Source organism: Pseudonocardia kunmingensis (assembly GCF_006716445.1).
Lineage (GTDB): Bacteria > Actinomycetota > Actinomycetes > Mycobacteriales > Pseudonocardiaceae > Pseudonocardia > Pseudonocardia kunmingensis.
In genome coordinates this window covers 1599453-1625491 of sequence record NZ_VFPA01000001.1, presented here as the reverse complement: position 1 = coordinate 1625491, position 26039 = coordinate 1599453, and the positions used below count along the sequence as shown (strand labels likewise).

At 73.0% G+C, this 26039-nt stretch carries 25 protein-coding genes and 2 pseudogenes; 19 read left to right on the top strand and 8 right to left on the bottom strand.

Annotation, left to right across the window (positions count from 1 at the left end):
* Positions 1 to 156 precede the first annotated feature (156 nt).
* The 5 genes and pseudogenes from FB558_RS07695 to FB558_RS07675 all read left to right on the top strand — a co-directional run bounded on the left by FB558_RS07695 (position 157) and on the right by FB558_RS07675 (position 5890).
* Positions 157 to 639 (top strand): GNAT family N-acetyltransferase, encoded by a 483-nt coding sequence (locus FB558_RS07695; protein ID WP_142049592.1) that lies wholly within the window; start codon positions 157 to 159, stop codon positions 637 to 639.
* Positions 640 to 829: 190 nt separating this feature from the next.
* Positions 830 to 1354, top strand: coding sequence for an RNA polymerase sigma factor (locus FB558_RS07690; RefSeq protein WP_170231224.1), 525 nt, complete (start codon positions 830 to 832; stop codon positions 1352 to 1354).
* Positions 1351 to 1902 (top strand): annotated as a pseudogene (locus FB558_RS07685) (sigma-70 family RNA polymerase sigma factor); the annotation flags it as partial. The gene FB558_RS07690 and the pseudogene FB558_RS07685, both read left to right, overlap by 4 nt.
* Before the next feature lie 731 nt (positions 1903 to 2633).
* Positions 2634 to 3905 (top strand): HNH endonuclease signature motif containing protein, encoded by a 1272-nt coding sequence (locus FB558_RS07680; RefSeq protein WP_142049586.1) that lies wholly within the window; start codon positions 2634 to 2636, stop codon positions 3903 to 3905.
* 595 nt (positions 3906 to 4500) lie between these two features.
* Positions 4501 to 5890, top strand: a pseudogene (locus FB558_RS07675) (amidase).
* 47 nt (positions 5891 to 5937) lie between these two features.
* On the opposite strand, the gene FB558_RS07670 reads toward FB558_RS07675, so the two are convergent.
* Positions 5938 to 6264 (bottom strand): MerR family transcriptional regulator, encoded by a 327-nt coding sequence (locus FB558_RS07670; RefSeq protein WP_142049584.1) that lies wholly within the window; start codon positions 6262 to 6264, stop codon positions 5938 to 5940.
* A gap of 371 nt (positions 6265 to 6635) precedes the next feature.
* Here FB558_RS07670 and FB558_RS07665 point away from each other — a divergent pair, with 371 nt between their 5' ends.
* The 4 genes from FB558_RS07665 to FB558_RS07650 are packed head-to-tail and all read left to right on the top strand — an operon-like array spanning position 6636 to position 10168.
* Entirely contained in the window at positions 6636 to 7469 is an 834-nt protein-coding gene (locus FB558_RS07665) for a DUF6597 domain-containing transcriptional factor (protein WP_142049582.1), read from the top strand.
* A gap of 53 nt (positions 7470 to 7522) precedes the next feature.
* Positions 7523 to 8830: an FAD-binding oxidoreductase gene (locus tag FB558_RS07660; RefSeq protein WP_142049580.1), complete on the top strand. Its 1308-nt coding sequence runs from the start codon at positions 7523 to 7525 to the stop codon at positions 8828 to 8830.
* 22 nt (positions 8831 to 8852) lie between these two features.
* Complete coding sequence (locus FB558_RS07655; RefSeq protein ID WP_142049577.1) at positions 8853 to 9773, top strand: NAD-dependent epimerase/dehydratase family protein; 921 nt, start codon at positions 8853 to 8855, stop codon at positions 9771 to 9773.
* A gap of 11 nt (positions 9774 to 9784) precedes the next feature.
* On the top strand, positions 9785 to 10168 hold the full coding sequence (locus FB558_RS07650; protein ID WP_142049574.1) for a PPOX class F420-dependent oxidoreductase: 384 nt from the start codon (positions 9785 to 9787) through the stop codon (positions 10166 to 10168).
* A gap of 7 nt (positions 10169 to 10175) precedes the next feature.
* Here the strand turns inward: FB558_RS07650 and FB558_RS07645 are convergent, their stop codons facing one another.
* The gene (locus tag FB558_RS07645) at positions 10176 to 11075 is read right to left on the bottom strand and encodes an SDR family oxidoreductase (RefSeq protein ID WP_142049572.1); all 900 of its coding nucleotides are present in this window, start codon (positions 11073 to 11075) and stop codon (positions 10176 to 10178) included.
* 84 nt (positions 11076 to 11159) lie between these two features.
* Between FB558_RS07645 and FB558_RS07640 the strand changes: the two genes are divergently transcribed.
* Positions 11160 to 11717, top strand: a complete 558-nt coding sequence (locus tag FB558_RS07640) for a TetR family transcriptional regulator (protein ID WP_142049568.1) — start codon at positions 11160 to 11162, stop codon at positions 11715 to 11717.
* A 15-nt stretch (positions 11718 to 11732) separates the two neighbouring features.
* Here the strand turns inward: FB558_RS07640 and FB558_RS07635 are convergent, their stop codons facing one another.
* Positions 11733 to 12593 carry a helix-turn-helix transcriptional regulator gene (locus FB558_RS07635; protein WP_142049565.1) on the bottom strand — a complete coding sequence of 287 codons (861 nt, stop codon included), beginning with the start codon at positions 12591 to 12593 and terminating at the stop codon, positions 11733 to 11735.
* Between the two features lie 102 nt (positions 12594 to 12695).
* On the opposite strand from FB558_RS07635, the gene FB558_RS07630 reads away from it, so the two are divergent.
* Positions 12696 to 13694 (top strand): aldo/keto reductase, encoded by a 999-nt coding sequence (locus FB558_RS07630; protein WP_142049562.1) that lies wholly within the window; start codon positions 12696 to 12698, stop codon positions 13692 to 13694.
* A 1-nt stretch (position 13695) separates the two neighbouring features.
* Here FB558_RS07630 and FB558_RS07625 read toward each other — a convergent pair whose 3' ends face one another.
* Positions 13696 to 14556: an alpha/beta fold hydrolase gene (locus tag FB558_RS07625; protein ID WP_142049559.1), complete on the bottom strand. Its 861-nt coding sequence runs from the start codon at positions 14554 to 14556 to the stop codon at positions 13696 to 13698.
* An 86-nt stretch (positions 14557 to 14642) separates the two neighbouring features.
* Between FB558_RS07625 and FB558_RS07620 the strand changes: the two genes are divergently transcribed.
* Positions 14643 to 15110 carry a DUF2975 domain-containing protein gene (locus tag FB558_RS07620; protein ID WP_170231223.1) on the top strand — a complete coding sequence of 156 codons (468 nt, stop codon included), beginning with the start codon at positions 14643 to 14645 and terminating at the stop codon, positions 15108 to 15110.
* Positions 15110 to 15358 carry a helix-turn-helix domain-containing protein gene (locus FB558_RS07615; protein ID WP_142049553.1) on the top strand — a complete coding sequence of 83 codons (249 nt, stop codon included), beginning with the start codon at positions 15110 to 15112 and terminating at the stop codon, positions 15356 to 15358. The genes FB558_RS07620 and FB558_RS07615 overlap by 1 nt, the downstream gene beginning before the upstream one ends.
* Positions 15359 to 15414: 56 nt before the next feature.
* Here the strand turns inward: FB558_RS07615 and FB558_RS07610 are convergent, their stop codons facing one another.
* A complete protein-coding gene (locus FB558_RS07610) occupies positions 15415 to 16008 on the bottom strand; it encodes a TetR/AcrR family transcriptional regulator (protein WP_142049550.1) in 594 nt (197 codons plus the stop codon).
* 26 nt (positions 16009 to 16034) lie between these two features.
* Here FB558_RS07610 and FB558_RS07605 point away from each other — a divergent pair, with 26 nt between their 5' ends.
* The 3 genes from FB558_RS07605 to FB558_RS07595 all read left to right on the top strand — a co-directional run bounded on the left by FB558_RS07605 (position 16035) and on the right by FB558_RS07595 (position 19245).
* Positions 16035 to 16775 carry an SDR family oxidoreductase gene (locus FB558_RS07605; protein WP_170231222.1) on the top strand — a complete coding sequence of 247 codons (741 nt, stop codon included), beginning with the start codon at positions 16035 to 16037 and terminating at the stop codon, positions 16773 to 16775.
* A 569-nt stretch (positions 16776 to 17344) separates the two neighbouring features.
* Positions 17345 to 18199, top strand: a complete 855-nt coding sequence (locus tag FB558_RS07600; RefSeq protein WP_142049547.1) for a DUF222 domain-containing protein — start codon at positions 17345 to 17347, stop codon at positions 18197 to 18199.
* Entirely contained in the window at positions 18151 to 19245 is a 1095-nt protein-coding gene (locus tag FB558_RS07595) for an HNH endonuclease signature motif containing protein (protein WP_246106300.1), read from the top strand. The genes FB558_RS07600 and FB558_RS07595 overlap by 49 nt, the downstream gene beginning before the upstream one ends.
* Positions 19246 to 19645: 400 nt before the next feature.
* Here FB558_RS07595 and FB558_RS45145 read toward each other — a convergent pair whose 3' ends face one another.
* Positions 19646 to 19768: a hypothetical protein gene (locus FB558_RS45145; protein WP_281288563.1), complete on the bottom strand. Its 123-nt coding sequence runs from the start codon at positions 19766 to 19768 to the stop codon at positions 19646 to 19648.
* Between the two features lie 223 nt (positions 19769 to 19991).
* Here FB558_RS45145 and FB558_RS07585 point away from each other — a divergent pair, with 223 nt between their 5' ends.
* Positions 19992 to 20735: a GAF domain-containing protein gene (locus FB558_RS07585; RefSeq protein ID WP_142049543.1), complete on the top strand. Its 744-nt coding sequence runs from the start codon at positions 19992 to 19994 to the stop codon at positions 20733 to 20735.
* Positions 20736 to 20753: 18 nt separating this feature from the next.
* On the opposite strand, the gene FB558_RS07580 is transcribed toward FB558_RS07585, so the two are convergent.
* Positions 20754 to 21437, bottom strand: a complete 684-nt coding sequence (locus FB558_RS07580; RefSeq protein WP_170231221.1) for a sugar transferase — start codon at positions 21435 to 21437, stop codon at positions 20754 to 20756.
* 295 nt (positions 21438 to 21732) lie between these two features.
* Between FB558_RS07580 and FB558_RS07575 the strand changes: the two genes are divergently transcribed.
* Together FB558_RS07575 and FB558_RS07570 are read left to right on the top strand one after the other, a co-directional pair.
* Entirely contained in the window at positions 21733 to 23124 is a 1392-nt protein-coding gene (locus tag FB558_RS07575) for a sugar transferase (RefSeq protein ID WP_211366179.1), read from the top strand.
* 16 nt (positions 23125 to 23140) lie between these two features.
* Positions 23141 to 24391 carry an MATE family efflux transporter gene (locus FB558_RS07570; protein ID WP_170231220.1) on the top strand — a complete coding sequence of 417 codons (1251 nt, stop codon included), beginning with the start codon at positions 23141 to 23143 and terminating at the stop codon, positions 24389 to 24391.
* Here the strand turns inward: FB558_RS07570 and FB558_RS07565 are convergent.
* Positions 24357 to 26015, bottom strand: coding sequence for a choline dehydrogenase (locus FB558_RS07565; RefSeq protein ID WP_142049533.1), 1659 nt, complete (start codon positions 26013 to 26015; stop codon positions 24357 to 24359). The two genes, FB558_RS07570 and FB558_RS07565, sit on opposite strands and share 35 nt — an antisense overlap.
* Between the last annotated feature and the right edge of the window lie 24 nt (positions 26016 to 26039).

The following is a 26039-nucleotide window of genomic DNA, read 5'->3' as shown; positions in this document are numbered from 1 at the left end:
ACACAGGCCCCATTCCCGACATCACGAGCGCGTCGTAGCCGTGATCGAGCCGGAGCGGCAGACGGTCGGGGTCATCTAATCGGCGCCGAATTCGTCCGCGCGAGCAGGCCCGTGCCGAGCCAGAACCCTCGACGGGAACTGAGGGACACTGCACCCGTGATCACCAGGCCCGCGCGCCACGAGGATCTGTCGGGATACCTGCAGTTGGCTGCGCAGGTCGAGCACTGGTTCGGGCCGATGGTGGAGAACGAGGGCTTCCGGGCTGCAGTGATGCGGAGCATCCGAAGGGGCAGTGCACTCGTCGTCGATGGCGAGCAGGAGGCCGGTCTCAGGGGTGGTCTGCTCTTCGGCGGGAGGTTCCCGACCTTCCACGTGCACTGGCTCGTCGTGGCCGAGCACGGGCGCCTACAGGGCGTGGGCCGAGCTCTGATCGTCGACGCGATCTCCAGGTTCGTGCACGAACCGCGCGCCGCCGTGGAGGTGATCACTTTCGCCGAGGAGCATCCCGCGGCGTGGATCAGCGGTGCCCGGGCCTTCTACGAACGTCTCGGGTTCGTCGCTGCCGAACCCGCGGGTGCAGGCCCGGAAGGTGGGCCTCGACAGGTCTACCGGCTGGAGCTCGGCGGCCGTTCGGCATAGCTCGAGGATTGCGGCGGAAGAACTTCGGTTCGTCGATGCACACCACTGAGGGCTGGGGGGCTCTAGGAGACGAGGAGTTCGACGCCCACCGAGAGGATCGCCCAGATGCCCCCGATGCACGACACCGGAGTGCCTGATGTCGAATGAGCCCGAAGCGTGTGCTCCGGTGCAGCCGGCTCATGAGCAGGCGATGACCAGCAGCCGGGCCGCCCAGGACCCGGTGGAGCTCGCCGAGTTCGCGAAGTTCTACCGCGAGGCCGTTCCCGGACTGATCGGGTTCCTCCGGTTGCTGGGTGCCTCCTACCCCGTCGCCGCCGACTGCGTGCAGGACACGATGCTCAAGGCGCTTCCCCCGGTCTGGGGGACGCTCACCCACCCCCGGGCATGGTGCCGCACCACCTGCATGCACGCCTACCGCCGCCAGGCTGCCCGCAACCGGGAAGATCCGGTCGCGGACGTCGGGCTGACCGACCACCCTCTGCTGTCGACCGACACGGACTTCGACGAGCTCGAAGAGCACTTCGAGGTCGTCCGGCTCCTCGAGCGCCTGCCGCTGCGTCGGCGTCAGGTGATGGCCTGCGTCTACGACGGGGCTTCCTACGACGAGATCGCGGAAGCGCTCGGGATGACTCCGGCCACTGTCCGGTCCACGCACCGGTACGCGAAGCTGGACCTGGCCAGGCTGCTCGGCGAGAACGGCGGCGGAGCCCGATGAGTGCCTCGCCCCGTCGCATCCCGGCCTCAGACGATCAGCTCGGCGTCGGCCACGGACTGCCCGACGAGCTGGTGGACCGCGCCCGCTCGGGCGATCGCGACGCGGTCGCGGACGTGATCGCTCACATCCGGCCCGTGGTGGCGAACTACTGCCGCGGGCGTCTGCGCGGACTCGACCGCTCGGACATCGCGGTGGACGACATCGTGCAGGAGGTGTGCATGGAGGTGCTCGCGGCCCTGCCCGGCTACCACGCCAGGGGGCGTCCGTTGCTCGCCTTCGTCTACGGCGTCGCGTCCCGCAAGGTGTCGGAGGCGTACAGCGGGCGGGCCCCCGGACGGGACGGCGCCGTCGACGGTCCCGAGCGCGCGCTCCGCGCCGAGATGATCCGCCTCCTCGGCGCGCTCCCGGACAAGCAGCGTGAGGTCCTGGTGATGCGCGTCCTGGGTGGGTTCTCCATCGAGGAGACGGCCGAGGTGGTCGGTTCCACGCCGGGAGCGGTCCGCGTCACCCAGCACCGGGCGCTCGCTCGGTTGCGCTCGTCGGCGGCCCAAGGGGGTGCCGCGCCTCTTGACGTCTTCGAGCTCCTCGCCGAGCACGACGTCGAGCCCCTTCGCCGTTCCTACCTGGCCTACGTCGAGTCCCTGGCTCCTGCACTCGATCTCGACGCCGGGTTCGCGCACCTCGAGGACCGCTACGCCCATCGCGACTTCGTCGCCGGGATCGCGGGCCAGCTCAACCTCGACGCGGGCCTCGATGCGCTCCTACGGAGGGCGCAGACGCCTGATCCCTGATCGGGGCGGCGGTCGGGTCCGGGCCGTCACCGCCTGGGCCCGACCGCTCCTCCCACCCCGCGCGCGGTTGGTTCCTCTTCGCCCGAACGATGGCGTTGACGACGAGGCCTCGGCCGGCGAGCCACCGTGCGACGCGGACCTCCCGTCCGCGACGGCGGTACGTCCGGGCGGCGCGACCCGTCCGGTCACGGCTCCGGGTAGGAGCGGGTACGGCCGTGATTCTCCGACGTCAGCCCAGGTGCGGGTGCGCATCGGTGCGAATGCCTTGTGTAGGCAGTAGGAGCAGGGGCGCACAGGCTACCGCCGTAGAGCTCGGTGAGGGGTTTGTGGATCAGGATCCCGCGCTGGTCCGCTTCGCTAATCGGAGAACAATCAGGTTCGGGTTGTTCGGTCACGCCGACCGTCTCGCCACGCAGGGTTCACTATTGCAAACGCGGACCACCCGAACGCCACCTGCATTCGAAAACATGTTCGACTAAACTCAGGGTATGTCCGCAGTCGCCGCCGCACACCACCACCTCCAACAGGCGCTGGACGAATTGCGGCAGGCCGCGGAATCCGGCCTGACCTCCGACCCCGAGTTGTTGTCGGTGCTGACGGTCAGCGAAGGACTGTCACGACAGCTGGAGCACCTCACCGTCGCCACCACCGCCGCCCTGCAACGGCGCGGGACCTTCACCGAACGCGGGTATCGGGACACCACCGGGGCGTTGACCGACCTACTCGGCTGTGACCGGTTCGAGGCCCACCGCCGCGTCCTCGCCGCCGAGCAGGCGTGCGAGCAGATCGGGCTGGACGGCACCGTGCTCCCCGCCCGGCTGCCGGCCACCGCGAAGGCGTTCGCCGCCGGACAGGCCGGCCTGCGTCACGTCGAGGTCATCGCCGGACTGCTGAACACCCCGGCGGCGGGGCGGCTCACCGACGCCCAACGCGGCGGACTGGAAGAACAACTCGCCGCCCTGGCCAGCGAGTACCGGCCCACCCAACTGCGCAACCTCGGTGCCCAGCTGATCGAAGCCCTCGACGACGACGGCCCCGAGCCCGACGACACCCCACCCGCCCCGGTCAACACACTGCACCTGCGCCGTCACCGTGACGGCTCCGGCGGGAAGATCACCGGCCAGTTCGACGACGCCGCCATGTTCGACGCCATCGCCACCGTCATCGACGCGAAGTCGAAGCCGCTCGGCAAGGATGACCGGCGTCCCACCGCGCAGCGCCAGGCCGAAGCACTCGCCGACGCGTGCGGGTATGTCCTCGCCCACGGCGAGGCCGACACCCTCCCCGAGACCGGCGGGCGCCGCCCGCAGTTGAACGTGATCGTCCGGCTGGAGGACCTGGAGCAGCGGGCGCGGTCGGCGATGCTGGACTTCGGCGGCACCCTCACCCCGGAGTCACTGCGGATGCTGGCCTGTGACGCCGCCGTGGTGCCGATCGTGATGAACGGCGCCGGGCAGCCCTTGGACGTCGGCCGTTCGACCCGCGTCATCCCCGACGGGTTGCGCCGGGCGGTCACCGCCCGGGACCGGGGATGCGCCCACCCGGGGTGTGATCGTCCGCCTGCTTGGTGCGAAATCCACCACATCCTCGAATGGGAACACGACGGCCACACCGTGCTGTGCAACCTGGTGATGTTGTGCAAGGCGCACCACCGGTTGATCCACCATTCCGGGTGGACGGTCCGGATGCGGGACGGGCGACCGGAGTTCATACCACCGAAATGGATCGACCCACAACAACGACCTCGCCACAATCCCTGATGTGATGAAGGCGCGGGCCCTCCGCTCGCCGTGACTCCTGGCTCGTGCGCGGGCTGCTCTCGTCATCGATTCGCGAATGCCCCTGTGGGTGAATGGCACGCAGACACCAGATCGTCGGGATGGATGGGAGCCCGACGCTCGGGGCAGCGGGACGAGCGCTCCCGATCCGGCGTCCGGCATCGCCGCCAGCTGCATCGACGCCGCCGCGCGCTTCCTCGCCGCGCAGCCCGGGGCCGTCGAGCGGATGCTGAGCATCCACCGCCCCCGTGGGGACGGGCGCTGTTCCGCGTGCCGACCGCTGGTGCACTGGCCGTGCACGATGGCGAACATCGCGCGCGCCGCGGCGGCGCGGGCGGCATCGCTCGGTTGAGACATCCATCCCGTTGCGCGATATGGCGTTTCGTGGCCCCGGCGGATCGAGTTTCGACGGCCAAGGCTCTGACCTCGCGATTGTCACCTTTCCGGGGATCTGCAGAAGGACGTGCGGTCCCCGCGCTTGTGGGTCGAGTGTCTGCGGACGGCTGGTAGCGTCGGATTCGTGGAGCGTAATTTCCGATCGGCCGAAGAGATCGCGGCTTCCTTGCGTGCCGGTGAGATGACCGCGGTGGAGTTGATCGACGAGGAGATAGTCCGCATCGAGCGCGACGACAAGGAGATCAACGCGATCTGCGTGTCGGACTTCGACCGTGCGCGGGCCGCCGCCAGGCGTGCCGACCAGGCGCTCGCCCGCGGGGAGGACCGGCCGCTGCTCGGTGTCCCGGTGACGGTCAAGGAGTCCTACGACGTCGCCGGTCTGCCCACGACCTGGGGCATGCCGCAGCATCGGAACCACGTGCCTGCCGAGGATGCGGTGCAGGTGTCGCGGCTCAAGACCGCCGGCGCCGTCGTGCTCGGCAAAACCAATGTGCCATTGGGGCTGCAAGACCTGCAGAGCTTCAACGAGATCTACGGCACGACCAACAATCCGTGGGATCAGGACCGCACGTCGGGCGGATCGTCGGGAGGGTCAGCGGCGGCACTGGCGTCCGGATTCGGCGCGCTGTCCATCGGCTCCGACATCGGCGGTTCGCTGCGCACCCCCGCGCATTTCTGCGGCGTCTACGCGCACAAGCCGACACTCGGGCTGGCGGCGAACCGCGGCATGGTCGCGCCGACCGAGCCTGCGCTGCCGGTCGACCTCGACCTCGCCGTCGTCGGTCCCATGGCGCGCACCGCGGGCGACCTCACGCTGCTGCTCGACGTCATGGCCGGGCCGGACCCGCTGACGCTCGGCGTGGCGCACCGCCTGACGCTGCCGGCTGCCCGCCACGAGCAGATCCGCGACTTCCGGGTCCTGGTCCTCGACGAGCACCCGCTCATCCCGACCGGGTCCGCGGTGCGAGCGGCCGTGAACCGGGTCGTCGACGCGCTGGTCGCCGGCGGCGCCCGCGTCGAACGGCACCATCCGCTGCTGCCGGATCTGGCCGAAGCCGCGATGCTCTACACGCAGTTGCTCTTCTCGGGCTCCGTTGCCCGCTTCCCCGTCGAGGCGTACGAGCAGCTGCGGGCCCGCGCCGCCGGACTGGGCGCAGGCGACCGGAGCCTCGCGGCTGCGCGGCATGGTGCTCAGCCACCGCGACTGGCTCGAGGCGAACAACCGCCGCGAGCTCCACCGCCACGGCTGGCGACAGCTCTTCGCCGAGTTCGACGCCGTGGTCTGCCCGATCACGCCGACCCCCGCGTTCCCGCACGACCACGACCCCGACCTGCTGGGACGCCGGATCGACATCGACGGCGTCGAGCACCCGTTCTTCGACCAGCTGGTCTGGGCCGGTCTGGCCACCATGCCGGGCCTGCCCGCCACCGCCGTGCCGGCAGGCCGGTCCCCCGAGGGACTGCCGGTGGGCGTTCAGCTCATCGGCCCGATGTACGAGGACCGCACCCCGCTGCGGCTGGCCGAACTGCTGGAGCGGGAGATCGGTGGCTTCCAGGCGCCACCCGGGTAGGGCGGCGCACGTCACTTCGTCGCCGGGCTCGACGCGCTCTTGCGGCGTCAGCTGCTCGCCCGGCGCCGGGTCAGCTCGGCGTTGATCCGCCGGGCCTCCTCGAGCTGGTCCTCCAGGATGATGATGCGGCAGGCGGCGTCGAGGGCGGTGCCGTTGTCGACCAGCGCCCGGACGCGAGCGGCGATGCGCAGTTGGTAGCGGGAGTAGCGGCGGTGTCCGCCGGGGGAGCGTTGCGGGACGAGGAGCTTCACCTCGTCGAGGCTGCGGAGGAACCCGGGCGTGGCGCCCAGCAGCTCCGCGGCACGGCCCATGGTGTACGCGGGGTAGTGCTCGTCGTCGAGCTTGTCGTCCGCTGTTCGCGGGTCTTCTGCCATCGCACCTCCACATGACAGGGGCCCCGGTGCCGTTGCACCGGGGCCCCGAGGGTTGTAGGTCACACCATCGACCGACTCATCGTCGGCTTCCTCGACCCGCAGGACTCGGATACCAGCTCCTGCGGGATCGCATCTGCGTAGTAACCGATAATCACCTTCCGTTCCGGACGAGGCGGCACCCACCCGGCCTCACGGCCCCGGGCGGGTCGGACAGTGTGCGACTTCCCTTCTCCTCGGCGTTGCTGTGTCCCGGCGACCTTCTCTGCGCCGCGACGGGGCCGAAGGTACACCCGGCTGCCGCCGAATGTCTACCTTGGCTGGGGGAGATTTTCTGGGTGCCGCTCGGGCTGCTCCGGTGCCAGGATGCCGCGGTGGAGTCCTACGTCGAGCGGCCGCCGCTGCCGGGGCTCGCCGGCGTGGTGCGGACGGTCTGGGTCCAGCGCACCGGTGACGCGCGGTACCTGCAACGGCACCTGCCCACGGGCGGCGTCGAGATCCACTTCCCGCTCGGGGGCCGTCCCCAGCTCGTCGGCCCGCTGACCGGACCGCAGATCGAGGTCATCCCGCCGCACACCACCATCGTGGGAGTGCGGTTCCGGCCCGGGGCCGCGCCGCACCTCCCGACCGTGCTCGACGACCTGGTGGACCAGCGCCTGGGCCTGGCGGAGCTGTGGGGGAGCCCGGTGGATCGCCTGGTGGAGGCGATGGCCCTCGCCGGGTCGCCCGAGCAGGCCCTGGGGTTGCTGCAGGCCCACCTCCTGCGGGAGTTCCGGAGCGTGGTCCGGGTGGACCCGCTGGTGGGCGAAGCCGTGAACGCGCTGATGCCCTGGCACCCGGTCGACATCGCCGGCCTGGCCTGCCACCTCGCGCTCTCCGCGAGCCAGCTGCGCCGCCGCTGCCTGCACGCGGTCGGGGTGGGGCCCAAGGCGCTCCAGCGGACGTTGCGGTTCCAGGGCTTCCTCGCGCTGGCCCAGGCCGGCGCCGCCGCCTCGGGTCGGCGTGGCGCCGACGGGGTGGCGGGCCTCGCGGTGGACGTGGGGTACGCCGACCAGGCGCACCTCGGACGGGAGTGCCTGCGCCTGACCGGACTCACCCCGCGCCGGCTCCTCGGCGGCGACCTCGACCGCTGCGCCTGCGGCCACGAGCACTCCGCGTCCTACGCGCCCTTCCTCGCCACCCGGGGCAGGCCGCCGCTGCGGGTCTGACCCTGCGCGTTCCGTTCAATCGCCGTCCTCGCGCCGCGCCTAGCTTCGAGCCCGTGCCCGACCTGGCCGCGTTCCCCACCCCGCTCGACGGCGAGTCGTTCCGACCCGGCTCGCCGGGGTACGACGCGGTCCGCCGCCCGGCCGGCGCCGCCCACCGCGACGTGCGGCCGCGGCTCGTGGTCCGGTGCCGCTCGGTCGCGGACGTCGTCGCCGTCGTCGCGTACGCGCTCGCCAGCGGGGAGCGCGTCGTCCCCCGCGGCGGGGGGCACTGCTTCGCGGGCCGGTCGTCGTCGGACGGGGTCGTGCTCGACCTGTCCGGCCTCGACGAGGTCACCGTGTCCGGCGACGGGGTCACCACGATCGGTGCCGGCGCCCGCCTGGGCCGGGTGTACGCCGCGCTGCACGCCTACGGCCGGACCGTTCCGGCCGGGTGCGGGGCCACGGTGGGCATCGCGGGCCTCACGCTCGGCGGCGGGATCGGGCTGCTCGGGCGCGAGCACGGCCTGACCTGCGACCGCCTCGTCGGGGCGCAGGTCGTGCTCGCGGACGGCCGCGTCGTCGAGTGCGACCAGCACCGCGAACCGGACCTGTTCTGGGCGCTGCGCGGCGCGGGCGGCGGCCAGTTCGGGGTGGTCACGTCGCTGCGGTTCGCCACCGTCGCCGAGCCGACGACCACCCGCATCGAGGCGCACTGGTCGGAGCCCGACCCCGAGGCGCTGGTCGCGGCCTGGCAGTCCCGGGCACCGGACGCCCCGGACGGGCTCACCGCCAACCTCACCCTCGTCTCGCGGCCCGGCGCGCCCGTCCGGGCCACCCTCTTCGGCGCCTCCACCCTCGAGGCGGGAGCGACCCGGGAGATCGTGCGCGGGTTGGGCGCGCCGCAGGCGACCGCGTTGCGCCCCGGGCTGGCCTTCCACCAGCTGAAAGGTACCTTCGACGACCCGCCGGACGCCGAACGCGCTCTGCGTGCCCGGTCGGAGTTCTTCTCCCGCGCGATGTCCGGCCGCACCCTCGCCGCGCTCCTGGCCCAGCTCGGCGAACCGAGGGCGGCGGGCCGGCGGGAGATCACGTTCACCGCGATGGGCGGGGCCTACAACCGGATCGCCGAGGACGCCACCGCGTTCGCCCACCGCAGCGAGCGCTTCCTGCTCGAGCACGCCGCGGACGTCGGCGACCCGTGGGTCGACCGTTCCTGGGCGATCGCCCACGTCGACGGGTCGGGACGGGTCTACCCCAACTTCCCCGACCCGGCGCTCGACGGCTGGGCCACGGCGTACCACGGGGCCAACCACGCCCGGCTGGCCGCGGTGAAGAGCGCCTACGACCCGCACCGCTTGTTCGACTTCCCCCAAGCTGTCTGATCGACGAGAAACGGACCGCGAGATGATCCTCGTCACCGGTGGGCTCGGCATGATCGGCGCCCACACCGCACGCGCGCTGGTCGACCTCGGGCAGGAGGTCGTGGTCACCGCGCACCGCCGCACCGGGGTGCCGTCGTTCCTCGCCGGCCGGGTCACCGTCGAAGCCCTCGACGTCACCGACCGGGAGGCCATCCTCGCCCTCGGCGAGCGCCACGAGATCAGCGACGTCGTCCACCTCGCCGGCACCGTCCCCGGTGAGGACCCGGTCGCCTTCTTCCGGACGGACACGACCGGCCTGCTCAACGCCCTGGACGCCGCCCGCACCTGGGGTGTCCGGCGGTTCGCCGTCGCCGGCAGCCTCGGCGTCTACGTCGGGCGCAGCGAGGTCCCGTGGACGGAGGAGCTCGCGCTGCCCACCGCGGCGCTGCCGCACCCGATCGTCGCGTTCAAGAAGGCCGTCGAACCGCTCACCACGCACGGCCTCGCGGGCAGCGGTGTCCAGCCGGTCGTGCTGCGCATCGGCAGCACCTGGGGCCCGCTGATGGACCCGGAGTCACCGTTCAACCCCATCCCGCCCTACATCAGCGCGGTGCTGCGCGGCGAGCAGCCGCCGCCGCTGCACGGCGACGACGGCGGGGACAGCTGCTACGCCCCCGACGCCGGCCGCGCGATCGCCCTCCTGATGACCGCGCCGACCCTGCACCACGACACCTACAACGTCTCCAGCGGCCGGCCGTTCACCAACCGCAGGCTCGCGGAGGCGCTGGAGGCGATCACTCCCGGCCCGCGGCCGGCCCTCCTGCCCGGGCGCAGGGGCGGCCCCGGTGAGGACCCCTACCTCGACATCACCCGGCTCACCCGGGACACGGGGTTCGCGCCGGCCTTCGACGTCGCCGCGGCGGTCGCGCACTACGTCGCGTGGCGCGCCGACAACCACCGCTGAAGGAGAACACCATGCTCGAACCCGACGTGCGCCGCGTCCTCGACGGCACCTCGATCGCGCACCTCGCCACCGTCCTGCCGGACGGCGCGCCCCACTGCGTTCCCGTCTACGTCGGCGCGCACGGCGACCGGATCGTCACCTTCACCGGCCCGGGCACGCGCAAGGCGCGCAACCTGCGCCGCGACCCCCGGCTGGCCCTGTCGATCGCGCCCGCCGACAACCCGTTCGAGCCCGTGGTCGTGCGGGGGCGGGTCGTCGAGTGGATCGAGGGCGATGCCGCGTGGGAGATCATCGACGAGCTGGCCGTGAAGTACGCCGGCGCGCCCTACCCCCGCGGGGAAGAGCGCGTGGTGGCCGTGATCGAGCCGGAGCGCCAGACGGTCGGGATCGGCTGAGCGCAGGTCACCCCGGGAGTGCGTACGCCCCGGCGGCGATGTCCTCGAACAGCGTCGGACCCGTCGGCGTCCAGCCGAGCACCTCCTGGGTGCGAGCGTGGGAAGCGGCGCCGTTCAGGGCGAAGAAGCGGCCGATCCAGCCGAAGTGGGCCTCGGCGTCCTCCGGCGCGACCGATGCCGTCGGCAGGGCCAGGTACCGGCCGATCGCGGCGGCGATGTCGCGGGTGGGGATGCCGTCCTCGGCCGCGGCGTGCATCCGGGAACCCGCCGGTGCGTTCTCCAGCGCGAGCCGGACCATCCGCGCGGCGTCGGAGCGGTGCACGGCCGCCCAGCGGTTCGCGCCGTCGCCGATGTAACCGGCCACGCCGCGCTCCTTCGCGATCCTCGTCAGCGTCGCGGTGAAGCCCGGGTCGCCCGTGCCGTGGACGGTGGCGGAGAAGCGCAGGGCGACCGGCCGGACCCCGAGCTCGGCGTAGGACAGCGCGAGGTTCTCGCTGCCGCCGCGCATCGAGTCGGCACCGTGGTGCGGCAGTGCGTCGTCCTCGGTCAGCGGCCGCCCGCTGATGCCTCCTGCCAGCCCGGAGGCGAGCAGGAACGGCCGGTCGCTGCCCTTCAGCGTGTCGAGCATCCGCCGGACGGCGGCGTGCTCGGTGCGGCCGGCGCCCGCGTAGTCGGCGAAGTCGTGCTTGAAGGCGAGGTGGATGACGCCGTCGGCGGCCTCGGCGGCCGAGGCGAGGCTGTCGAGGTCGTCGAGGCTGCCGCGGTGGACGGTGGCGCCCTTCGCCCGCAGCGCATCGGCCGACCGGTCGGAGCGGGCGAGGCCGACGACCTCGCACCCGTGGGCCAGGAGCTCGTCGGTGACGGCCGAGCCGATCCAGCCGGAGGCACCGGTGACGAAGACGCGCATGGTGGCTTCCCTTCTGCGTATGACAGTGACTGACATCAACGCTAGCACCTGATGTCGGTCACTGTCATCACTACACTCGCCGCCATGAGCCGCTGGGAGCCGGACGCGCGCGGGCGGATGATCCGCGCCGCGATGGAGCTCTTCGCGGAGCGCGGCTTCGAGCAGACGACCGCGGGCGACATCGCCGAGAGCGCCGGCGTCACCGAGCGCACCTTCTTCCGGCACTTCACCGACAAGCGCGAGGTCCTCTTCGACGGCTCCGAGGCCATGCAGCAGACCGTGCGCGACGCGATCCTGGCCGCCGCGCCGGACCTCCCGCCGCTCGACGCCGCGCTCGCGGGGGTGGCCGCGGCCGCCGGCCTGCTGGAGGACCGGCACGACCACGCCGTCCGCCGCGCGCGGATCATCGCGGCCAACCCCGCCCTCCAGGAGCGTGAGCTGCTCAAACTCGCGGCGATGGCCGACGTCACGACCGGCGGGCTCCGCGCGCGCGGCGTGCCGGAGCCGTCCGCGAGCCTCGCCGCCCAGAGCGCGGTGACGGTCTTCCAGGTCGCGTTCACGCGCTGGGTCACCGACGACGGTGCGCCCGGCTTCGCCGACTGCATCGCGGAGGCCGCGGTGGCGTTGCGCGCCCTGAGGTGACCAGGCGCGCGAGGTTCACCGCGCGGACGCGTCCGCGGCCCCGGCGGGGAACTCCTCGGTGCCGAGCACCCGCAACAGCTCCAGCCGCTCACGGGCCTCCGCGTCCGCCGGGGTGAGCACCAGCAGCAGCTGACGCTGGTCGGGGGTGACCAGGGTCTCGCAGTCCATCAGCAGCGGGCCCACCCGCGGGTGGATCAGGGTCTTGCGGTCGGAACGCCGGACCGCGACCTCGTGCTCGGCCCACAGCCTGCGGAACTCGGCGCTCGCGCGCTGCAGCCGGTGGACGAGCCGGGCGACCTCCGCGTCGCCGGACCGCCGGCCCGCGACCGCGCGCAGGTCGGCCACCGTCTGACGGGAGTTGTGCTCCCGCTCCTCGGGCGGCCGGACGGCGCGGGTGGCGGGCTCGGTGAACCAGCGGTACACGAGGTAGCGGCGGTCGCCGGACAAGCCGCGGTGGTCGCCGTTCAGCAGGAGGGCCATCCGGTTCTGGGCGAGGATCTCGCCCAGGTCGGACAGCACCACCGCCGGGGTGTCGCCGAGCAGGTCGAGCATGCGCACCAGGCCCGCGCGGGCCATGCCGGCCACCCCGTCGGCCGGCGGGGGCTGGTGGCCCGCCAGGTGGAACAGGTGGTCGCGCTCGTCGTCGGAGAGGCGCAACGCGCGGGCCAGCGCGCCGAGCAGCTGGGTGGAGGGCTGGCTGCTGCGGCCCTGCTCGAGGCGCACGACGTAGTCGACCGACATGCCGGCGAGCATCGCCACCTCCTCCCGGCGCAGCCCGGAGGTGCGGCGGCGCGGGCCGTCGGCGATCCCGACCTCCGCCGGGCGGATCGCCTCCCGGCGGCGACGCAGGAAGTCGGCGAGCTCGTCGCGCTGCATGACCCCCATGCTCCCCGCGGTCGCGGAGGAGATCCAGGGAGCCGCTCTCCCACGATGAACGCTCCGCTCCCGTGCGCCCTCACGGCGGCACAAGGTGGCTCCATGCAGACACGAACTCTGGGAAGCACCGGGCCGGCCGTCTCCGCGCTGGGCCTGGGCGCGATGGGCCTCTCGGGCGAGGCCTACGGCGCCACCGACCGCGACGAGAGCATCGCCACGGTGCACGCCGCGCTGGACGCCGGCGTCACGCTGATCGACACCGGCGACTTCTACGCGATGGGCCACAACGAACTGCTGCTGGCGGAGGCGCTGCGCGGCCGGAACCGGGACAGCTACCAGCTGAGCGTCAAGTTCGGCCAGCTCCGGGGCCCGGGCCCGGTGTTCGGCGCGCAGGACAACCGGCCCGAGGCGGTGAAGAACTTCCTGGCCTACTCGCTGACGCGGCTGGGCACCGACCATGTCGACGTCTACCGCCCGGCCCGGCTGGACCCGGCCGTACCGATCGAGGAGACGGTGGGCGCGATCCAGGAGATGGTCGACGCCGGGTACGTGCGGCACATCGGCCTCTCCGAGGTCGACGCCGCGACGATCCGCCGCGCGCACGCCGTGCACCCCATCGCCGACCTGCAGATCGAGTACTCGCTCCTGTCCCGCGCGGTGGAGGCGGAGGTCCTGCCGACCCTGCAGGAGCTGGGCATCGGCATGACCGCGTACGGGGTGCTCGGCCGCGGCCTCCTCTCGGGGCACTGGAGCGCAGGCCGCACCGCGGGCCCCGGCGACATGCGCGGGTTCAGCCCGCGGTTCGCCGCCGAGAACGTGGAGCACAACCTCGCCCTGGTGGAGTCGCTGCGCCGGGTCGCCGGGGCGAAGGGCTGCACGGTCGCCCAGCTGGCGATCGCCTGGGTGGCCGCGCAGGGCGCCGACATCGTGCCCCTGGTCGGCGCCCGCACCCGCGAGCGCCTGGCCGAGGCGCTGCCCGCGGCGAGGTTGGAGCTCACCGCCGACGACCTCGCCGAGATCGAGGAGGCGGTGCCTGCCGGTTCGGCGCGCGGCGACCGCTACCCGGCGGTGTTCATGTCCGGGCTCGGGGTGGGGAACTGACTCAGCCCGGCGCGGTGTGCTCGAGGATCGACGAGATCGTGAGGTCCCACAGCGGTGGCGGCGGGATCTCGTGCCCCGCGCCCTCCAGGACCACCAGGCGGGCGCCCGGGATCTCCCGGGCGAGCGCGTCCCCGTGCCCGAGGGGGAGGAGGGGGTCCGTGGAGCCGTGCAGCACCAGCGTCGGCGCCGTGATCTCGCCCAGCCGGTGGCGGCCCGACCAGCCGCCGTCGAGCACGAAGTGGTTGGTCAGGCTCGCCGCCATGTCGGTGGTGCGGTCCACCTCGAGCGTGGCGAGCCTGCGCACCCGCTCCTCGTCGAAGCCCAGGCCGCCCACGTAGGGGCGTTCGACCGCCACCCGGTAGTCGATGACCGCTTTCCGGTCGGACCAGTCCGGCTCGGGGTCGGGATCGGTGAACGACGCGGCCACGGCCGGCGCCATCGGCGGCAGGCCGTTCTCGGCGTCACCCGGCCCCGCCGGGCTGGTCTCCACGAGGACCAGCGACCGGATCCGGTCGCCGTGCTCCACCGCGAGGTACTGGGCGATGCCGCCGCCCATCGACATGCCCACCACGTGCGCCCCGTCCACGCCCAGGGCGTCGAGCACCCGCAGGGGGTCGGTGGCCAGGTCGGTGGACGTGTAGGCGGGGGAGCCGGCCGGGGACGACACCGAGCGCCCGGTGTCGCGGTGGTCGTAGCGCACCACGTAGCGGCCGCCGGCGGCCAACCGGGAGCAGAACCCGTCCTCCCACCACACCATCGACTGGCCCCCGCCCGCCACGAGCAACAGCGCCGGGTGCGCCGGGTTCCCGAACGTCTCGACGCACAGCCGCACGCCGTCGGTCGTCACCGTCGTCTCTGCCATGACGGGTGGACCGGGGCGGACGGCAGAACTCATCGCCGGGCGGAGTATCTATTGACTTTCGATAGATATCCATCGAGGATCGAGCGGTGAGCCAGCTCGTGATCCTCGTCCTGCGGGGACTCCTCGTCCTGATCGCGCTCGGCGCCGTCGGCCTGCAGGTCGTGCTCGCCGTCGTCATCGCGACGCAGCTCGCGGCACCCGACACCGTCATCCTCGCCGTGGCGTACTCGGCGTTCGGCATCGCGGCCGTCGCGTGCGTCGAGGTCCTGCTCGCCGCCCTGTGGGTGCTGCTGTCCATGGTGCGGCGCGACGCGATCTTCGACGAGCGCGCGTTCCGCTGGGTCGACGTCATCTCCGTCGCAGGGCTCGTCGCCGCGGTGCTGGTCGCCGGGCTGTGCGCGCACGCGGGCGAGGTCGACGACGCGCCCGGGCTCGTCCTGATCGGCGGTGGCATCGGCCTCAGCGGCGTCGCGTTCGCGCTGTTGATGGTCGTCATGCGGGGGCTGCTGCGCTCCGCGACGGTCCTGCGGCGCGAGCTCGACGAGGTGGTGTGATGGCCATCGTCGTCGACATCGACGTCATGCTCGCCCGGCGCAAGATGTCGGTCGCCGAGTTCGCCGAGGCCGTCGGCATCACCCCCGCGAACGTCGCCGTGCTCAAGAACGGGCGCGCCAAGGCCGTCCGGTTCGCGACCCTCGACGCCGTGTGCCGCGTGCTCGGGTGCCAGCCGGGCGACGTCCTGCGCTGGGTGCCCGACGAGGAGTCGCAACCGGCGGCCGAGCAGGCGTCGCATCTGCGCTGACCGGTTGGTGCGCGAAGGGGGTCGGCGCCCGCTACCGGCCCGACCTCCACGGCGCCTCAGGGGCGGCGTGCCCGGAGACCGTCGACGAGGATCGACAGCAGTCGCGACCCCCGCGCGTCGAGTTCTGCGTCGTCCAGCCGCGACAACCAGCTGATGAGCACGATGACGTCGCGGGCTTCGGCGTCGGCGCGGACGCTGCCGGCCTCGCGACCGGCAGCCAGCAACAGCTCCACCGCCTCGCCGATCGGGCCGAGGCTGTGCGCGGCGAGATCGCGCCACGTCCCGGCCTCGACGGCGGCGAACACGTCGCGCTTGACCCGGGCGTAGGCGGCAACCCGGTCGAACCACGCCGCCAACGCCTCCAGCGGCGGGTGGATCTCCAGCAGCCGGGGGGCCTCGGCGACCAGCTCGTCCATCTCGCGGCGGTACACCTCGGCGAGGAGGTCCTCGCGGGTCGGGAAGTGCCGGTACAGCGTGCCCTGCCCGATACCGCAGGCCTTCGCGACGGCGTTGAGCTTCAGCTCTCCCGGCTCGTGCACGAGCTCGCGCGCCGCGTGCAAGATCCGCTCGCGGTTGCGTTGCGCGTCGGCGCGCCGACCCTTGACTGAACCGGACACGTGTCCGCTAGGCTTGTCGGGGTAACCGGACATGTGTCCATTCTAGGCAGGGGAAAGTCATGGCCATCCACGGCAAGGTCGTCGCCATCACCGGCGCCAGCAGCGGGATCGGTGAGGCGACGGCTCGCCACCTCGCGTCGCTCGGCGCGCCCGTCGTCGTCGGAGCCCGCCGCACCGACCGGCTGGACCGGCTGGTCACCGAGATCGAAGCCGGCGGCGGCCGGGCGGCCGCCACGCGCGTGGACGTCACCGATCCCGACGGCCTCCGGTCGCTCGTCACCGTCGCCGTCGAGCGCTTCGGCCGCCTGGACGTCCTGGTGGGCAACGCCGGGACGACCAGGATCAGCACCATCGCCGACCTCGACGTCGAGGGCTGGGCGGCGATGGTCGACGTGAACGTCAAGGGGATCCTGCACGGGATCGCCGCGGCCCTGCCGGTGTTCCGCCGTCAGGGCGGCGGCCACCTCGTCACCGTCGTCTCGACCTCCGGCCTGAAGATCGTCCCCACCCAGGCGGTGTACGCCGGGACGAAGAACGCGGTGCGCACCCTCCTGGAGGGCTTGCGGCAGGAGAGCACCGACGGGGTCCTGCGGACGACGTCGATCTCGCCGGGCTACGTCCGCACCGAGCTCGTCGACAACGCCGTCGACGATCCTGCCGTGCGCGAGGAGGTCAGGCGGAACATGGCTGATCTCGGTATCGACCCGGTGGCGGTGGCCCGGGCGATCGCGTTCGCGATCGACCAGCCCGACGACGTCGAGATCGGGGATCTGACAATCCGGCCGACGCGTCAGGGCTGATCGTGACGGGTGCGGGCGACGGCCTTTCCGCCGGTGGCCCGGGTCCGACCGCGGAAGTTCGTGGTGGCGGGCGGTGCTCATCGCGGGATCTTCCGGCGGTGGGCGCGCCGTTCCCGGCTCGCGGCCACTGCCGCCCGCCCTGGTCCGGGGTCTTCGCCGCAGTCGGCGCCTTCCCCTGATTCCGCCCGGTCGGCGAGGTGGCCGGTGGTCGGCCGGCGGCCGTTCCCGACATGGCCCAGGCCTGTTCCGGACGAGCCCGTCGCTGCCGGGTGGGTGTGCTCCTTGCGGTGGTCCCGTTGCACCCCTACCTGTGATCGTCGGCCTGGTCCGGGTCGCTGATCGGGCTTCGAGCGCCGTCGTCAGCCCTTGATCACCGCTGGACGGAGTAACTGTGCCAACAGGGCCACCCTCGGCACCCGGGGGTCGGGTACCCGCCGCGGTGACCGCGAGTGAGGCCGGGGCGTGGGGTGGGGCAGTGGTCTCGAGCCGGGCACGGCGCGCCCACGCAACCCGCCCGACCTGCAGGAATCGCGGAGCACGGCCGCCGCAACCGTGCTAGAATCGAACACATGTTCGACACGGTGTGTTCCTCGGGTCTCCTTCGGGACTGGCCTGAGGACGCGCCCTTGGACGCGGTGCTGGACCGGGGTGAGGACTGCCCCGAGGACTGCCCCGACCTGCCGCCGCTGGAGGAGGTCGCCGTGGAGACCGCGGAGGAGCGGGCGGCGCGGCAGTGGCGCGGGAGGGAGGAGTGGCTGCGTTTCGGCGTCGAGCGCACGTACGGCAACACCGAGCCTTCTGCGCTGCTGGGGATGGAGTTGGATGTCGATGCCGACTCGCCGGGCAGCCTGTCGGATGCGGAGTTGATCGATGCGGTGGTGGGGTTCGACCGGGTCGCGGCGTGGGCGCAGGCGCGGCGGACCGAGGTGTTGGCCGAGTTCGCGCGCCGTCGCCCGGGTGATGACAACACGATGGTGGCGGTGGACAAGCCGTGCGGGTTGGGCCGGTTCGCCCCGGACGAGGTGGGGCTGGCGCTGCGCAAGTCGCGGATGACGGCCAAGGCCGAGCTGGGTCGGGCGGTGCAGCTGACGCAGGTGCTGCCCGAGGCGTTGGCGGTGTGGAAGGCCGGTCGGCTCGACGAACGCCGGGTGGCGGCGATCTGTGATGGCGTGCATTACCTGCCGGTGGACAAGGCGCGGGCGGTGCAGGCGCGGGTCCTGGACCGGGCGCCGGAGCAGACGTTGGCGCAGGTGAAGGCCGCGGTGAAGCGGGCGGTGGCGCAGGTCGACCCGGAGGGTGTTTTCGCCCGGCATCGGGCGGCGCATCGGGAGCGGCGGGTGGTGCTCAACCCGGAAGAGGAGGGCATGGCGTCGTTGTGGGCGTCGATGTCGGCCGCGGATGCGTTGGCGTGTTCGGGTCGTTGACCCGGTTGGCCAAGGGGCTTGGCAAGGATGATCCGCGGGGGATCGACGCCCGGCGTTCGGATCTGGTCGTTGCGCTGCTGACCGGTGCCCTCGCCTATGCGGCGTTCAACACCGACGCCGACACAGATGCAGACACCGGCGACGCTGCTGACGCCGACACCGCTGACGATACTGACTCCGACGCCGCTGTCGACTACGCCGATACCGGCGCGGTCGACGATGCCGACGCCACTGCTGACATGGGCGCCGCTGCTGACGACGACTCCGGTCCCGGTCCCACTGGTGCCGCCGATACCGGCACCGTTGACCCGGGCGCCGCTGACACCGGCTGCGCCGCCGGCCGGGGTGTTTGCGAGCGGTGCGGGTCGGGCGATTCCTCGTCGGGGAGCGGTGGCGGCGGGCTGCTGCCGCGGCCGGTCACCCCGACCAAGCCCCTGGTGCAGGTGCTGGTTCCGCTGTCCACGCTGGCCGGTCTCGATGACCAGCCGTGTGAGTTGGTCGGTCACGGTCCGATCCCTGCCCAGTTGGCCCGCGAGATCGCAGTTGATGCGAACCTACGGCGCCTTGTCTATGACCCGTTGTCGGGCACGGTGCTCGACTACGGGCGCACGACCTACCGGCCACCGGCCGGGCTGGCCGATTTCGTGCGGGCCCGCGATGTGTACTGCCGCAGCCCGATCTGCCGGCGCCGGGTGCTCGACTCGCATCTGGAGCACGTGGTGCCGTTCCCGCAGGGCCCGACGAACGAGAAGAACCTCGACGGGTTGTGCGGTCATGATCATGTGATGAAGCACGCCCCGGGGTGGGCGGTGCGGGCGTTGCCCGACGGGCGGATCCAGTGGATCACTCCTACCGGGCACCGCTACTGCAGCCATCCCTACGACTACCGCCCCGACCCCGACCCGCCGACGGCGCCGCGCCGTGACCGGCCGGAGCCGCGGTCGCGGGGTCCGCGGATGTCGCAGCAGGACTACGACGGGTACTTCGCGCGCAGGCCCACCGACCCGCCGACGTCCTTCGACGAGACCGGCCCGCCGCCCTTCTGACCAGGCAGCGGAACGGCGGGCGGGGATGCCGGACGTGGCCTCGGATCCGCCGGCGTCGCCCAGATCGTCAGGACGCGCGAAGCCGACGACCGCGACGGCGACCGGCGCGAGGCTCCCGCGCGCGACGAGCCCGGTGCCGGCCGCGAGCGTGAACGCGAGCACCGCGTACGCCATCGGCACGATCCCGGAGGTCTCGAAGAGCGGGGTGTCGAGCGGCCACCAGCAGGCCGCTGGTCGCGGCACGCCTCCGTCACGACCTCGAAGCAGGCCTCCTCGATCCCGTACTCCCGCAGGAAGGCCACGAAGTCGTGCCGGCCGGCGACGAGCACGGCGGCGAACGCGGCCACCAGCGACGCGGCCGTCAGCAGGGCGGCGCGCTGCCGGCGCCAGACGAGCCATGTCATGCGGCACGCTCCGGTTCCTGCAGGTAGGCGAGGACGAGGTCGTCGAGCCCGGGACGTTCGGCGCGGAAACCAGGTGGGGTGTCGACGCCGCGGACCGGCGCGCGGGTCTGCCGTCCCACGGTCGCGGTGCACGCCGACTGCCGCGCTCCGCAGGGTGCCCAGGCGCAGGGCCTGCTTGACCTGCGTGACGATCTGCAGGTACGTCGGCACGCCCGACCGGCGCTCGATCCGGTGGCGTAACGGCACGGCGCCGCCAGGCGACCACTTGATCAGAGCCCGGCTCGCTCCCCACCCGCCGGGCCGAGGAGTTGCCATGTTCTGCACCCGCTGGACGGGACTGCCGTGACCGCGGCCGACCCGACCCTCACCTCGCTCGCCCTGCACCTCGCGCGCCTCAGCGCCGGCGAGCTGGACCTGCGCGCCGAGCTGGGACGGCTCTGCGAGGCGCTGCCACCCGCGCTCGGCGTGGCGGCCGCGCTGGTGATGGTCACCGAGCCGTCCGACGAGGAACCGACGGTCGCGGCGTCGGACGCGCAGGCCGGCTGGATGGGAGCGGCCCAGCGCCGTGCCGGCACCGGCCCCCTGCCCGCGGTGATCCGCAGCGGCCGGCCGCTGCACACGCCCGACCTCACCCGCCTCGGCCCCCCGGAGCTCGCCGCCGTCGCCGCGGAGACCGGCCGGGCCAGCTCGGTGGTCGTGCCCCTGCGCACCGCGTCCGCCGGGTTCGGGGCGTTGCAGCTGCTCGGGGACGCACGGCGGCCGGTCCAACCGCGGGACCTCGACGCGGCACGCACGGTGCTCGAGGTGCTCGTCGCCCGGCTCGTGGACGTGCGGGCGCTGCGGGTGCTCGCGGTACCGCGGCCCCGGCCGCCGGTGACGGTGGATCCGGGGGACGTGGCGACCACGGTGCTCCCGGTGGCGCCGCCGCCCCGGCACGGAGCCGAGGAGCGGGGCGGTCGCCGGCGGGCGGAGGCGGCACGGGCGGCGATACCGGCGCCCCGCCGGAGCGAGCCCAGGCACCGCCGCGACGACGCGGAGCAGGTGGCGGCGCACCCCTCGCCGGGAGCGGCGCGTCACGTCCGGTGACGACCGCGGGGCCGGACGTCACGCGGCGGTGCCGTCGCGCTCCTTCGCCGCTCGCAGCGCCCGGAAGAGGATCACGGTGTCGAGGGCGGGCGTCCAGGTCTCGACGTAGCGCAGCTCGAGGCGGGCCGCGTCGTCGCGGTCCCGCCCAGGGGGCCAGAGGCCGGTGACACCGGGTTTGGCCACCGGTGCCCGCGACGGCGCGCCTGCGGCTTCGGTGGGCCGCAGCGGCCGGGGGCCGACGAAGGCCATGGACCCGGCCACCACGTTGAGCAGCTGTGGCAGCGCGTCCCACGAGTAGTGCCGCAGGAGCGCACCGACCCGGGTGTCGCCGCTGCCGCGCGCGGACGTGCAGCGGAACGCCAGCATCCCGAACGTGCGGCCGCCGGCGCCGACGCGCTCCTCCTGGACGAGCGCCGGGCCGCCGTCCGCGCGCACCACCACCGCGACGGCGAGCAACAGCGGCGCGGTCACCGCGAGGATCGCGAGCGCGACCGTGGAGTCCAGTGCCGGCTTCAGCAGCCGGGCGGTGACCGGGAGGAGGCGCGCAAGGCTCAGCGCTGCTGCGGTGAGCACGGCGCCGACCACCCAGGCCGGACCGGCGAGGGCGGCTACGGCGAGGCCCAGCAGGACGCCCGTCACGGCCGCGACGACGAGCCCGTTGCGCCCCACCCGTTCCCGTGCAGAGCCGGACCCGACCCCCATCGGTGTTCCCCCCTCGCGGCCCCGCCTGCAGCGGGTACATCCGTCGTTCGGAGCCTGGGCCGCACGTGTTAACGACGGGGCGCAGACACACGTAGTGAATGCCGACGTTCGGCCCATCGACGCAGCGCAACCGGGGTAAGCGCGCGGGCCTCCACCGCGGGGGCCGTGCGAGATGAAACGTTCCTCCGACCGTCACCGAGCTTGCAGGAGCGACACCAGTCGTCGCACGGGGCTCGGGGGGATGGGGGACTCGACCGTGACTGCTCTGGAGTCGACCGCCTTGTCGTCGTCCTCCATGGGATCACGGGGCGGCGATCGGCTGCGGCCACGACTGCTCGTGCGGCTGGTGCCGCTGGCGGTGCTGCGCAAGATCCGGGCGTGGATGGTCGTGCTGCCCGTCGACGGGCTGCTGCTGCTCGCGCCGCTGCTGTGGGACCGCAGCCAGTGGAAGGCGATGGTCGTGATGACGGGGCTGTCGCTGCTGCTGCTCACGGGCGGCGGGCGCTATCGCGCACGGCTGCACCTGAGCGTTCTCGACGAGCTCCCGACGCTGGGGAGCAGGTTGCTCACCGCGGCCGCCGTGGTGGCCACGGTGATCGCCCTGCGGCACGAGCAGGCCGCCGTCACGACGTTCCTCGTGAACGTGGCGTCGTCGATCGGGCTCGTCGTCGCCGGTCGCCTCGTCACCACCCGGCTGATCAGCTGGAGCCGGCGGTGGCAGCTCACGTCCCACCGGGTGGTCGTCATCGGCGGCGGCCCGCTCGCGCTGGAGCTGATGCAGGTCGTGCGGGCCAACAGCCGCTACGGCCTGCGCGTCGCCGGTTTCGTGGACGACGGTGAGGACCCGGTGGCCGAGCAGGAGGCGCCACGGCTCGGCAAGCTCGTGGACCTGGACTCCGCCGTGGTGCGCACCCAGGCCGACGTGCTGCTGATCGCCGACGGCGAGTTCGCCGAGCGGGACCTGCTCGACATCGTCCGAACCCCCGCGTGCCTGCCCTGCGACCTGCTCGTCGTGCCCCGGCTGCACTACTTCCACACCCAGACCGGGATGGCCGACCACATCGAGTCGATCCCGATCATGCGCATCCGCACGCCGTCACTGCGGGGGCCTGCGCGGCTGATCAAGCGGCTGTTCGACGTCGTCGTCGCGGGCACGCTGCTGCTCGTGGTGGCGCCCGTGCTCCTGGCCTGCATGCTCGCCGTCCGGATCGAAGGCGGCCCCGGTGTGATCTTCCGCCAGCCCCGGGTGGGCCGCGACGGCATCGTCTTCGACTGCCTCAAGCTGCGTTCGATGCGCCCCGCCAGCGAGCAGGAGGCCGGCACCACCTGGTCCATCGCCGACGACCCGCGCGTGGGCCCCGTGGGCCGGGTCCTGCGCCGGACCTCGCTCGACGAGCTCCCGCAGCTGTGGAACATCCTGCGCGGTGAGATGACGCTCGTGGGTCCGCGGCCGGAGCGCCCGCACTTCGTCGACCAGTTCTCCCAGGAGTACGACCGGTACGCCCACCGGCACCGGGTGCAGGCAGGGCTCACCGGGCTCGCGCAGGTCAGCGGCCTGCGCGGCGACGTCTCGATCGCGAAGCGCGCGCGGTGCGACAACTACTACATCGAGAACTGGACGCTGTGGCTGGACATCAAGATCCTCATCAGGACGGTGAGCGAAGTGATCTTCGCGAAGGGTCGATGAGGAAGGCCGCGCACCGGTGGTGAACCGGAGCGCACTCATCCGTCGAGCCGGCTGGAACCTCGCCGACCAGGTCGTCTCGAGCGTCACCAACGCCGCGCTGTCGGTCGTGGTGGCGCGCTCGGTGGCCGCTGACGCGTTCGGCGGGTTCGCGGTGGCGTTCACCGTGTTCGCCGTCCTGGTCGGCGTCAGCCGCGCCGTGGCCACGACGCCGTTGCTCATCCGCTTCGCCGGCGCGGAGCCCGAGCGGTTCCGGCCGGCCTCGGCGGCCGCCCTGGGCACCGCGCTCAGCCTCGGTCTGCTGGCCGGCGCGGGCTGCCTCCTGGCGGGTGCGTGGTTCGACGGTCCCACCGGGAGCGCCTTGTCGGCGCTCGGCGTGGTGTTCCCGGGCCTGCTCGTGCAGGACGCGTGGCGCCAGGTGTTCTTCGCGGAAGGCCGCCCGGCCGCGGCGACGCTGAACGACACGGCATGGGCCGTCGTCCAGGTCGCCGTGGTCGGGGCGCTGCTGCTCGCCGACGTCGACACCGTCGGCCCGCTGGTGCTCGCCTGGGGCGGATCCGCCGTGATGGCGGCCGTCCTCGGCGTCCGGCAGGCGCGCAACCGACCCCGACCGTCGGCGACCACGGGCTGGCTGCGCGACCACCGCGACCTCACCGGCGTCCTGCTCACCGAGTTCGGCACCCAGCAGGGCTCCATGCAGGGCGCACTGCTGGTCATCGCAGCCGTCGGCTCGCTGGCCGCGATCGGGGCCCTGCGCGGCGTGCAGGTGCTGCTGGGGGTCACCAACATCCTGCTGATGGCCGCGGTCGCCTTCGCGCTGCCGGAGCTCTCACGCAGGCGCGACAGGTTGACCCCCCGTCAGTGGTACGGCGCGGCCGTCGGCCTGTCGGCGGTGGTGGCCGGTCTCGGGTTCCTGTGGGGCCTCGGGTTCCTGCTGGCGCCGGACGCCTTCGGCCGTGCTCTCCTGGGTGACACCTGGGACGGCGTGTCGGAGATCCTGTTCGCCTCGGTGCTGGGCAACGCGCTGCTGGCGAGCGGGATCGGGCCGGCCACGATGATGCGCGCCATGGACCGCGCGCGCATGACGCTCGCCCTGAACGCGGTCCAGTGCCCGCTGGCGTTCGTGTGCGGTGTCGTGGGCGTCCTGCTCTGGGACGCCCAGGGCGCGGTGTGGGGCTTCGCGGTGGCGTACGCGGTGACGAGCCCGTTCTGGTGGCTCCGCCTACGGCGCGAGGTCAGGCGGTTCGGGTCGGAGCGGGTGGCGTCCTGACCGGCGCGGCGGGCAGCGGCGGTACGCCGAGGATCATGTCCGCCGCCTTCTCGGCGATCATCATGACGACCGCGTAGGTGTTGGCGTTGATGATCGCCGGCAGCACCGAGGCGTCCACGACGCGCACGCCGTCGAGGCCGTGCACCCGCAGCGACGACGGGTCCACGACCGAGCTCTCGTCGAGCCCCATCCGGCAGGTCGAGGTCGGGTGCAGTCCGGGGCTGCCGTTGCGGCGCACCCATTTGACGACCTGCTCGTCGGTGCGCACCCCGGGGCCGGGCACCAACTCCCCGGCGTCGTGGGGAGCGAACGCCGGCTGGGCGAGCAGCTCCCGGGCGGCGTCGAGGGCGCGGGGCCACCAGGCGCGGTCGGCCTCGGTGGAGAGGTAGTCGAACCGGATGGCCGGCGGGACCCGCGGGTCGGCCGAACGCAGCCGCACCGAGCCGACGGACTCCGGGCACAGGGCGTCCAGGTACAACTGGTACCCGTGCTTGTCCGGCTCGGTCCGCGGGTCGATGTTCGTGAGCAGCGGGGCGAACGTGACCATCAGGTCCGGGTAGGGCAGTGCCGGGTCGGTGCGGAGGAAGCCGCCGCCCTCCCACTGGCTCGACGCGGCCGGTCCGGTGCCGAACAGCAGCCACCTGGCCCCGATTCCCGGCCACCGCATGCGCCGGCGCATCGGCATCATCGACACCGGCTGCGCCGCCCGGTGCTGGACGAACAGGCCGAGGTGGTCCTGCAGGTGCGCACCCACGGCCGGCAGGTGCTGGACCGTGGGGAGCCCCAGCGCCCCCAACGCGTCGATGTCACCGACACCGGAGAGCTGCAGGAGCTGGGGGGAGTTGAGCGCGCCGCCGGCGAGCACCACCTCGCCCGCGCGGACGTCGTACTCCGGACCCGAGGACGGCCGGACGCGCACGCCGACCGCGCGGCGCCCCTCGAACAGCACCTTCGTGACCAGCACCTCGCACCGGACCTCGAGGTTCTCCCGCCTGCGGACGGGCGCGAGGTAGGCCTTGGCCGCGGAGACGCGCCTGCCGCGTCGCACGGCGCGGTCGAAGGGTGCGAAGCCCTCCTGGTGCTCGTTGGTGTCGACGGCGCGCAGGTGCCCGGCCTGCACCGCCGCGTCGAAGAACGTGTCCCACAGGCGGCCGGAGGCGGGGCCGCGCCGCAGGTCCTGGGGCCCGGTCCGCCCCCGGCTGGGTCCGGCGTCGGGATCCGTGCACTTCTCCAGGCGCGCGAAGTACGGGAGGCAGTGGGCGTAGCTCCACCCCTCCATGCCCGGCTGCGTGGCCCACTCGTCGTAGTTGGCGGCGTGGCCACGCTGGTAGACCTGCCCGTTGATGGCGCTGGACCCGCCGAGCCCCTTGCCCCTCGCGTGCCTGATCGTGCGGCCGTGCAGTTCGGGTTCGGGTTCGGAGTCGTACCGCCAGTCGTGCGCCTCGTCGCCGACCGCGTAGATCGCCGCGGCGGGCATCTCGACGAGGATGTCCCACCAGCGGTCCCGACGACCCGCCTCGAGGACGAGGACCCGGTTCGCGGGGTCCGCGCTCAGCCGGTTCGCCAGGACGCAACCGGCCGAGCCGCCGCCGACCACCACGAAGTCGAATTCCGAACGCGCCATGTCACCTCAAAACCCGTACGAAGA